This window comes from Vibrio sp. NC2, assembly GCF_025195005.1.
Classification (GTDB): Bacteria; Pseudomonadota; Gammaproteobacteria; order Enterobacterales; family Vibrionaceae; genus Vibrio; species Vibrio splendidus.
Genome location: NZ_JANVFC010000010.1, coordinates 1 through 10,402 on the forward strand (window position 1 = coordinate 1; position 10,402 = coordinate 10,402).

At 42.5% G+C, this 10,402-nt stretch carries 10 protein-coding genes; 8 read left to right on the forward strand and 2 right to left on the reverse strand.

The features are described 5' to 3' along the window. Window positions 1–174 precede the first annotated feature (174 nt). On the reverse strand, window positions 175–1,116 hold the full coding sequence (locus tag NX845_RS14010; protein ID WP_017082223.1) for a bifunctional precorrin-2 dehydrogenase/sirohydrochlorin ferrochelatase: 942 nt from the start codon (window positions 1,114–1,116) through the stop codon (window positions 175–177). Window positions 1,117–1,597: 481 nt separating this feature from the next. Here NX845_RS14010 and NX845_RS14015 point away from each other — a divergent pair, with 481 nt between their 5' ends. The 6 genes from NX845_RS14015 to NX845_RS14040 all read left to right on the forward strand — a co-directional run bounded on the left by NX845_RS14015 (window position 1,598) and on the right by NX845_RS14040 (window position 7,235). Beyond that, on the forward strand, window positions 1,598–2,626 hold the full coding sequence (locus tag NX845_RS14015; RefSeq protein ID WP_004733634.1) for an amino acid ABC transporter substrate-binding protein: 1,029 nt from the start codon (window positions 1,598–1,600) through the stop codon (window positions 2,624–2,626). 71 nt (window positions 2,627–2,697) lie between these two features. Then, window positions 2,698–3,903 carry an amino acid ABC transporter permease gene (locus tag NX845_RS14020; protein ID WP_004733635.1) on the forward strand — a complete coding sequence of 402 codons (1,206 nt, stop codon included), beginning with the start codon at window positions 2,698–2,700 and terminating at the stop codon, window positions 3,901–3,903. A 1-nt stretch (window position 3,904) separates the two neighbouring features. Continuing rightward, window positions 3,905–5,002 (forward strand): amino acid ABC transporter permease, encoded by a 1,098-nt coding sequence (locus tag NX845_RS14025; protein WP_004733636.1) that lies wholly within the window; start codon window positions 3,905–3,907, stop codon window positions 5,000–5,002. Between the two features lie 22 nt (window positions 5,003–5,024). Beyond that, entirely contained in the window at window positions 5,025–5,789 is a 765-nt protein-coding gene (locus NX845_RS14030; RefSeq protein ID WP_065682171.1) for an amino acid ABC transporter ATP-binding protein, read from the forward strand. A 295-nt stretch (window positions 5,790–6,084) separates the two neighbouring features. After that, window positions 6,085–6,750 carry a Bax inhibitor-1/YccA family protein gene (locus NX845_RS14035; RefSeq protein WP_017077199.1) on the forward strand — a complete coding sequence of 222 codons (666 nt, stop codon included), beginning with the start codon at window positions 6,085–6,087 and terminating at the stop codon, window positions 6,748–6,750. 155 nt (window positions 6,751–6,905) lie between these two features. Next, window positions 6,906–7,235, forward strand: coding sequence for a TusE/DsrC/DsvC family sulfur relay protein (locus tag NX845_RS14040; protein ID WP_065682172.1), 330 nt, complete (start codon window positions 6,906–6,908; stop codon window positions 7,233–7,235). A 50-nt stretch (window positions 7,236–7,285) separates the two neighbouring features. Here the strand turns inward: NX845_RS14040 and yccX are convergent, their stop codons facing one another. Next, window positions 7,286–7,573: an acylphosphatase gene (yccX, locus tag NX845_RS14045; protein WP_065682173.1), complete on the reverse strand. Its 288-nt coding sequence runs from the start codon at window positions 7,571–7,573 to the stop codon at window positions 7,286–7,288. A gap of 88 nt (window positions 7,574–7,661) precedes the next feature. Here yccX and NX845_RS14050 point away from each other — a divergent pair, with 88 nt between their 5' ends. Together NX845_RS14050 and NX845_RS14055 are read left to right on the forward strand one after the other, a co-directional pair. Continuing rightward, window positions 7,662–9,065: a methyl-accepting chemotaxis protein gene (locus NX845_RS14050; protein WP_065682174.1), complete on the forward strand. Its 1,404-nt coding sequence runs from the start codon at window positions 7,662–7,664 to the stop codon at window positions 9,063–9,065. 129 nt (window positions 9,066–9,194) lie between these two features. Then, on the forward strand, window positions 9,195–10,388 hold the full coding sequence (locus NX845_RS14055) for a class I SAM-dependent methyltransferase (RefSeq protein WP_017077195.1): 1,194 nt from the start codon (window positions 9,195–9,197) through the stop codon (window positions 10,386–10,388). Window positions 10,389–10,402 lie beyond the last annotated feature (14 nt).

Sequence of the window (10,402 nt, forward strand, 5' to 3'; positions counted from 1 at the left end):
CCTGACTCCGATAGAATATCGAACTCAGGCCTTGAAAGCCGCTTAACAGAAATGTCCAACTTTACGGGGTCACTTCAAGGAGGTGGCTTTTTATTTATCAGCTCAGTCTTATTAAGCGTCTCTAGTCGATTTCAAACAACTAGAAAGCGCTCACTTCAACTAAAATCTATCAACTCAACTGAGCACTTTGGCAACAGACAGTTTAAGGTCTTTGCCGGCCAGTAAATTGAACTCAACACTCGCTGGTGGAATAAAGACACACACTCGCAATTTCTCGGCCCTCGCTTGCTCAAGCTTGGTCGACAGCTCTCCACTGTCAGCATAACCTTCTCTTTCTGCGTCTCGGCGGCACAGGTCAACAAATTCAAATGGACAATCGCTCGGTGAAAGCACTAACTCTGCTTCTTGCATCAAACGTAGGGCCTTCATAGGCAATAACTCAACGTCTTGCTCAAATTCGATCCAAGTTACCTGACCTTCACTATCAACTTGCTCAGTCAGCGACTGTTGATAATACGATTCAAGTTGCTCCCTATCCGTCACTTGATTGATAAAACTGGATGACAAAAAGCGTTCCCAGAATTTGCGGCGTTCATCAACAGTAGGAAAAGACTCCTTAATCGAATTGCGTTTTGATGCACCAAAGTCCGCAATCAAACCTATGTTTTGTGGCAATACCGTTTCGAGTTTTTCTCTAATATTTCTCACCAAAACAGGTGATGCGCCCCCACTTGAGATCGCAATTTGGATTCTTCCGCGATTTATCATTGAGGGAGTGATGAAGTCACAATAGGGTAAGTCATCGACCACATTGACAAGAATACCCATTTTTTTTGCATCATTATGTACTTGATGATTTAGATTTGGGTTGTCTGTTGTTGCCCACACTTGTAAGTAGTTTTTCGAGATAAGTTGTGAAGAGTAAAAATTTTGAATCCAATGTAATTTATTATCATCGACAAGCTGCTTTAAGTAAGGCTCTACCTTTGGGGACACTAACGTGACATCCGCCCCAGCTCTTAACAAGCTATCGACTTTTCGGCAAGCAACCTCACCCCCACCCACCACTAAGATCGGCTTATTTTCTACATCTAAAAACATTGGGAAATAACGCATGTTCTTCCTTGAGGTGACTTCAATAACTATTCAACCATGCTACCAAATTTGGAGCATATTAATAACTATCCAAGTGCAATAAAAATATTTATTCACCAAATTTCAATCTTTCTGAAGTTTAATATTTCATCATTGTGACATTGATTCAGAATATTAACCTAGTCAATTGTCAATATAAAAATCTAAATCTCGTTGCACCAACAGTGTGAAGCGCTGCACTATTTACATTAAGTTAACATTTGGTCATTCTAATTGTGTTCGGATTTGTGATTTCATTCAAAATTCTTTTTAAATTATACATTTGTGAAAGTACGGATCCTTTCCTAACCTTATAAATAGTTGTTTAAATCGCACACAGTTTCATTTGCAAAATGCAACCAGTTTGATTTGAGTAACAAGGTCATAGAAAACGCAACACATATAGAAAAACTCAAATGAGCACGAGTATCAGGTGTCACCTGGTTAACAAGGAAGGATACAAATGACAAATAAACTAACACTTCTTGCTTCAGTAGTAGCTGCATCAACTGCGATGATGGCAACATCAGCATCAGCGGCAGAAAGCACTCTGGACAAAGTCACATCTCAAGGTTTTCTAACTTGTGGTGTAAGTACCGGTCTTCCAGGGTTCTCTAACCCTAACTCAAAAGGTGAATGGGAAGGAATTGATGTTGAGTATTGTCAAGCTCTTGCAGCGGCTGTACTCGGTGACAAAACTAAAGTTAAGTATGTACCTCTTACTGCTAAAGAACGTTTTACCGCGCTTCAATCTGGCGAAATCGACGTACTATCTCGTAACACAACATGGACACTACATCGTGACACTGCTCTAGGTCTGAACTTCGTAGGCGTTAACTACTACGATGGTCAAGGCTTCATGGTTAAGAAAGAACTCGGTCTAACAAGTGCTCAAGAGCTTGATGGCGCTTCTGTATGTGTTCAATCAGGTACAACAACTGAACTTAACCTAGCCGATTACTTCCGTAACAGTGGCATGTCTTACAAGCCAGTGGTATTCGATACGGCAGCACAAACATCTAAAGGCTTCGACGCGGGTCGTTGTGATGTGCTAACGACTGACCAATCTGGTCTATACGCACTTCGCCTAAACTTAGCTGATCCTAAATCTGCACAAGTACTTCCTGAAATCATCTCTAAAGAGCCACTAGGCCCTGTTGTTCGTCAAGATGATGACAAGTGGTTCAACGTTGCTAAATGGACACTTTCAGCAATGATTAACGCGGAAGAGTACGGTATCTCTTCTAAGAATGCTGACGAAATGCTTAAGTCAAAAGATCCAAACATCAAACGTATTCTTGGTGTAGACGGTCCTAAAGGTAAAGGCCTTGGTATTCGTGACGATTGGGGTTACCAAGTCATTAAACAAGTTGGTAACTACGGTGAGAGCTTCGAACGTACTGTTGGTACAGGTTCACCACTACAGATCTCTCGTGGCGTAAACGCACTATGGAATGCGGGCGGCTTTATGTACGCTCCACCAATCCGTTAATAAATTTACAAGCATCAATTAGGGCGGACTTTTCCGCCCTATTTATTAAATGGATTTGAGGTTATAGCAGTATGAAACCTAATGAAACTATTTCTCCAGCTCAGGCAAAGCCACAGCCCAAAAGTGCCAACCTTTTTTACAACCCCACTTTTCGCTCAATTGTTTTCCAAATTCTCGCCGTCGGGGCGCTTTGTGCTTTCTTCTACACGATTGTAAACAATGCACTCACTAACTTAGATTCCCGTGGTATCGCCACTGGTTTTGATTTTTTATCTCAAGAAGCTGGTTTTGGTATCGGCTTAACACTGATTGAATACGACGAAACATTCTCATACGGTCGTACCTTCTTTATCGGTCTTCTCAATACCGCTTTGGTTTCTGTACTCGGCATCATGTTAGCCACGGTACTGGGCTTTAGTATGGGTATTGCAAGGCTCTCTTCAAATTGGTTAGTTAGCCGATTTGCAGCTATCTATATTGAGATATTCCGAAACATCCCTCTTCTGTTGCAAATCTTTTTCTGGTATTTCGCCGTTCTACAAGCCTTACCTTCTGCTCGTCAAAGTATGAGCCTTGGTGAAGCCATTTTCTTGAACGTACGTGGTTTGTACTTCCCTGCACCAGTGTTAGAGCAAGGCAGTAGCATTGTGATCGCATCATTGATTACTGGTGTCATCGCTACTTTTGTTATCAACATCTGGGCTAATAACAAGCAAAAGCTAACCGGCCAACAAACACCAATGTTGCGAATTGCTGCGGCACTGATTGTGGGCTTACCGTTGGTAACTTACTTTGTTATGGGCATGCCTATCTCTGCGGAGTACCCAGTTTTGAAAGGGTTTAACTTCAAAGGCGGTATAAGCATCATCCCTGAACTAGCAGCGTTGATGCTTGCTTTAAGTATCTACACAGCAGCATTCATCGCCGAGATTGTGCGTTCAGGTATTAACGCGGTAAACCATGGGCAAACAGAGGCTGCGATGTCTCTAGGTCTCCCTAGAACACGAACCCTCAAGTTGGTGATTATTCCACAAGCATTAAGAATTATCATTCCACCATTAACCAGTCAGTATTTGAATCTGACCAAAAACTCATCACTTGCGATGGCCATTGGTTATCCCGATCTTGTGTCTGTATTTGCAGGGACAACATTGAACCAAACTGGACAAGCTATCGAAGTAATCGCGATGACAATGGGCGTCTACCTGACTCTAAGCCTATTAACATCCGCTCTAATGAACATATACAACCGCAAAGTAGCGTTGGTGGAGAGATAAGATGAGTACACATCAATTTCAACCTGATCTTCCGCCTCCAGCGAATACTGTTGGACCTGTCGGTTGGTTAAGAAAAAATCTATTTAATGGACCAATTAACAGTGTCGTCACTGTGGTCCTTGGTTATTTTGCTTTCACTTTATTGTGGGCAATAGCAGATTGGGCATTCATTAATGCTGATTGGATTGGAACAACACGCGATGCCTGTACTAGCGACGGTGCTTGTTGGGTTTTCATTAGTGTTCGTTGGGACCAATTCATGTACGGCTTTTATCCAGAAGCTGAGCTGTGGCGCCCTCGCCTTTTCTACGCAACGTTAGCTATTTTTGTCGTTTTGTTAGCTTACGAAAAAACACCTAAGCGCACGTGGATTTGGTTGTTCTTCGTAAACATCTACCCGTTTATCATTGCTGGCTTACTATACGGTGGTGTATTTGGACTAGAGGTTGTTGATACCCATAAATGGGGCGGTCTACTAGTTACGCTGATCATCGCACTTGTTGGTATTGTAGTGTCACTTCCTATTGGCGTTGCATTGGCACTTGGGCGTCGTTCAGAGATGCCGATCATCCGCAGTATGTGTACTGTTTACATCGAAATTTGGCGTGGTGTACCGCTGATTACGGTTCTATTTATGGCATCGGTAATGCTTCCGCTCTTTTTATCAGAAGGGATGGAAACCGATAAACTGATCAGAGCGTTGGTTGGGGTAGTACTATTTAGTGCGGCTTATATGGCAGAGGTAATCCGCGGTGGTTTACAAGCAATACCGAAAGGTCAATACGAAGCCGCTGATGCTTTAGGGTTGAGCTACTGGAAAAAAACAGGGCTTATCATTCTACCTCAAGCTCTTAAAATCACGATTCCTTCAATTGTGAATACCTTTATTGGTTTGTTCAAAGATACCAGTCTGGTTTTAATTATCGGTATGTTTGATGTATTGGGAATTGGCCAAGCCGCGAATACCGATCCTGAATGGCTTGGGTTTTCAACAGAAAGTTATGTATTTGTCGCGTTAGTGTTCTGGGTGTTTTGTTTTGGCATGTCGAGATACTCGATTTGGCTAGAAAACAGACTTCACACCGGTCACAAACGATAATTAACGAGATCAAGGACGTATTATGACGCAGCAAACAGAAAACAACTCTCAAGGTCTTATGATCGAGTTAAAAGACATGAACAAGTGGTACGGTGAGTTCCACGTTCTTAAAAACATCAATTTAGAAGTTAGAAAAGGCGAAAAAATTGTAATTTGTGGCCCTTCTGGTTCAGGTAAATCCACGATGATTCGCTGTATCAACCGATTAGAAGAGCACCAAAAAGGTCATATCTTCGTTTCAGGTAATGAACTGACAGAAGATCTGAAGAACATTGAAGCCGTGCGCAGAGATGTAGGTATGTGTTTCCAACACTTCAACCTATTCCCTCACCTAACGGTTTTAGAAAACTGTACTCTGGCCCCTATTTGGGTGAAGAAAATGCCGAAAGAGGAAGCTGAAGCCATCGCTATGAAATTCCTCGAGCGTGTAAAAATCCCTGAGCAAGCGGATAAATTCCCAGGACAGCTTTCAGGTGGCCAACAACAACGTGTGGCAATCGCTCGTTCTTTATGTATGAACCCTCAAGTCATGTTGTTTGATGAACCAACATCGGCACTCGACCCAGAAATGGTTCGTGAAGTACTAGACGTTATGGTTGAGCTTGCAGAAGAAGGCATGACGATGTTGTGTGTAACGCACGAGATGGGTTTTGCTAAAGAAGTTGCCGACCGCGTTATCTTTATGGATGCAGGTGAAATCATAGAAGAGAACAACCCTATCGACTTCTTTGAAAACCCACAATCGGACAGAACGCAGAACTTCTTGAGCCAAATCTTGCACCATTAATGTGTTATGATGCATAAAATATAGAGGCGGCTTAGGTCGCCTCTTTATTTTTCAAGGTTATAGATAGTTTTTAAAATGTTATAAATCATTAGCCAGTAACTATAAAAGTTTGAACATCGAGTATTAGCGACACTTCATACGTCATTAGAAACACTTTGTTACACCTTAAGAAACACTTAACCGACTATTTTGATTATTATTTTAGGTATACAAAAGGAATGAAAGACTTGATTTTTCGAACTTTCAGCCCCATAAATGTACTAATAACTATTGAAGTCACCTTACGAGGAAGATTATGAACAGCCCTATGTTTTCACGCACAGCAACTCAAGAGAATGCTCTGCAAACCAATAAAGTATTGCGTAACACGTACGCACTACTGTCTATGACACTACTTTGGTCTGCTGTAGTAGCAGGCGTATCTATGGCGATGAACCTTCCTCGCCCTGGTCTTATCATTATGCTAGTTGGTTTCTACGGCCTACTGTTCCTAACAGAAAAGAACCGCGACAACAGCATGGGTCTAGTCTTCACATTCCTATTTACAGGTTTCTTAGGCTACACCATTGGTCCAATCTTAAACATGTACGTTGGCGCAGGCATGGGTGATGTCATCCTTACTGCACTTGGTGGTACAGCATTAGCATTTATGGGTGCATCAGCTTACGCACTGACGACTAAACGTGACCTTTCATTCCTTAACGGTATGCTAATGGCTGGTTTTGTTGTTCTGCTAGTAGGGATGGTTGCAAACATCTTCCTACAAATGCCTCTACTGTCTTTAGCAATGAGCGGTATGTTCATCCTATTCTCGACTGGTGTTATTTTGCTAACAACGCAAAGCATCATCCGCGGCGGTGAAACAAACTACATCTCAGCAACTATCAGCTTGTATGTTTCGATCTACAACATCTTCATCAGCCTACTAAGCATCTTAGGTATTATGAACAGCAACGACTAATCATAGTTCGTTCAAAATTGAGCCCAAGAGCCTGTCTCTTGGGCTTTTTTGTATCTATAGTTGCAATATTTCTAGAGATAACGATGATATTTCTTGAGAAAGGCAAACTTGGTCATGTACCCTATCTGCATAGTTAATTGGATTCTGGATTAAACATGTTTGAATATAATGGCAAGCAAATCGAAACCGACGCTCAAGGCTACCTATTGGATTACACACAATGGGAAGAAGGTATGATTGAGATTCTTGCTCAAGACGAGGCGATTGAATTGACTGAAGCACACTTAGAAGTGGTACATTTTGTAAGAAGCTTTTACGAAGAGTTCAAAACCTCTCCGGCTGTTCGTATGCTCGTTAAAGCGATGGAAAAAGCGCACGGCCCAGAGAAAGGTAACAGCAAGTACCTATTCAAATTGTTCAAGAAAGGCCCCGCTAAACAAGCAACCAAGCTCGCGGGTTTACCTAAACCAGCAAAATGCTTGTAAAGCTTAAACAGCTTTAGGTTGCTCTCAAGGTAAATACTGTAGTGCGCTAGCTACAGTATTTTAAATTCCCCTACACGCACATCCTGCCGCTCACTTTCTTTAACTTGATGCATCACTACATGGTCTACTGTCGCACTCGAAGGGCCAATATTGAGCCAAGCGTGGAACTTCTCTATTTCCTTACCCTTTCCGACAGCTAACACTTCAACTCGGCCATCATTTAGGTTCTTTGCATAGCCTGAAATGCCCAGAGCTTGTGCCTGCCTACTGGTGTGATAGCGAAAACCAACACACTGAACTACGCCTGATACGACAAAAATATATTGTGAACTTTCCATAACGTTGCCTCATAAATTGTATGAATGATATAGTTGCGACTCTATTCATTCACCGCTTATTGGTGGACTTACTTCGAGTATAACGATTATGAAAGAAATCCCATTTCGTTGGATTGACAAATATCTCATTCACCTAAAAATCCAAGAAAAGTTCTATCTACTCTTCTTATTACCTCTTCTCGCCCTGGTTATATTAACTCTTGTTTTAGATAGCGCCGCAGACTCTTTACTTGCTCATCTTTATCAAGAAGAAATGCTCTTGATGAAAGGACTTATCGAAGCGGGTCAACTCACGAAAGATCAAGTTGCTCAACTTGTCAGTAATTCTGAAACCATCTCTTTAGGCTATGGTGTTGGTTCCGTCTCAGTTATGAACGGTGCATTCAGCTTGGTTGCGAACCATGACCAAAACTTATGGTCAGCTCTATCTAAGACTCAGGTTTCAATTATCGCAGTAACCCTAACGCTTATCGCGCTAGGTGTTTACTACATCATGACTTTCATCGGTGGCGCAATGTTCTCTATGAACAAAGCGTTAAGCACGCTAGCGAGTGGTGATCTCACCTGCCGTATGAACTACTTCCTTGTTCGTGATGAGTTCAGTGAAATCGCAATTACTATTGATAAAGTAGCAGAACGTGAACAAAACATGGTTCTATCAATCCAAGAGTCTGTCGCACTCATGCAGCAGATCAGTTCTGACTTAAACCAGTCGACACAACAGAGCTCAGACATCTCGGGTAACCAACAAGAACATCTGAATAGTTTGGCAAGTGCAACCGAACAAATGGCAGCTACGATTCGTGAAGTCGCAACACTTGCTCATGAGTCTAGCTCTCAGACTATGGACGCTCGCGGTGTTGCACAGAGTGGCCAAGTAAAAGTTTCGAATACATTAGAATCTATCTCAAGCCTATCTCAAGAAATTCAATCAGCTTCGCAAGCGGTAGAAGAGCTTGATGCTAACGCAGCGCAAATTGATGAAGTGGTCGCAACCATCAATGGCATCTCTGAACAAACTAACCTATTAGCCCTGAATGCTGCCATTGAGGCTGCACGTGCTGGCGAGCAAGGTCGTGGATTTGCTGTTGTTGCCGATGAAGTCCGTGCCCTTGCAGGAAGAACACAGCAAGCAACGGTTGAAATCCAGAGCATGATCGAATCATTACAACGTAACAGCCAATCACTGACAAAGTTGATGGAAGTGACTGTTAGCAATGCTAACGAAGGTCAAACATTGATGTCGGAAGTAAACGTTGAGATTGGATCGTTAGCTGAAAAGAACCAATCTATTTCTGATAGCAGCACTCAAATTGCTACAGCTGCTGAAGAGCAAGGTGTTGTTGCTGACAACATTGCACAAAGTGTTGAAGAGATTCGTCATCAATCAGACAGCATCTGTGAAATGATCAGTAAGAGTAATGTAAATGTTGACCAACTTCGTAAGCAAAGCGATACGATGGAAGGTTTGCTGACAGGTCTCAAAGCTTAATACTGATATCTAACCACTATGTGTTAATTAATCATTACTAGGGCTGCTTCTGCAGCCCTTTCTTATTTGCTTTTCCCTTGTACTTCCCCGACAATACCCCTCCTTCAAATTCAACAAACAGAGTAAATTATGACTCCTTCAATTCATCTAGCTAAAGGCCGAGATAAATCACTACGCCGTAAACACCCTTGGGTATTTTCACGCGGTATCGATAAGGTCGAAGGCGAACCACAACAAGGTGAAACTGTAGACGTATATGCTCAAAATGGTCAGTGGCTCGCAAAAGCAGCTTACTCACCAGAATCTCAAATTCGCGCTCGTGTTTGGACATTTGAAAAGGAAGAAATCAATAAAGCGTTTTTCATCAAAAGATTTAAAGACGCACAATCACTACGTGAAGATATTATCGAACGTGACGGCCTAACAGGATACCGATTAACGGCGGCTGAATCTGACGGCCTGCCAGGTATTACTATCGACAAGTACCAAGACTTCTTAGTTTGCCAACTACTGAGTGCTGGCGCGGAATTCAACAAAAGCGTTATCGTTGAAGCTTTAGTTGAATGCTTCCCTGAATGTAATATTTACGAACGCTCTGACGTAGCGGTTCGTAAAAAAGAAGGTTTAGAGCAAACCGTCGGCGTACTGCATGGCGAAGAGCCACCTAAGTCAGTAGTCATTGAAGAAAACGGCGTGAAAATCAGCGTGAACATTATGGAAGGCCACAAAACGGGCTTCTACATGGATCAACGTGATAGCCGTAAAGAATCTATGAAATACGTTAAAGGCAAAGATGTCCTTAACTGTTTCTCATACACCGGTGGCTTTGGCCTTTACGCACTTAAAGGCGACGCGAAGCGTGTGATCAACGCAGATGTATCTCAACTTGCTCTTGATACGGCTAAGTTCAACGCTGAACTAAATGAGTTCGACATCTCGAAAAAGCGTGCTGTATTCCTAAACGCTGACGTATTCAAACTGCTTCGCGAATACCGTGACCAGGGCACTAAGTTTGACGTAGTGATCATGGATCCACCAAAGTTCGTTTCAAGCAAAAACAACCTAACTTCAGGCGCTAACGGCTACAAAGACGTTAACATGCTAGCGATGCAAATCCTGAAGCCAGGTGGAACACTACTCACCTACTCTTGCTCAGGTTTGATGGGTGCTGACCTATTCCAAAAAATCATCGCTGACGCCGCTCTAGATGCGGGCAGAACAGTGAAATTTGTTGAACGCTTCGAGCAAGCTGCCGATCACTTGATCGATACAGCTTACCCAGAAGGTTTCTACCTAAAAGGCTTCGCTTGTAAGGTGCTTTAATTCTAGTGCTTTAG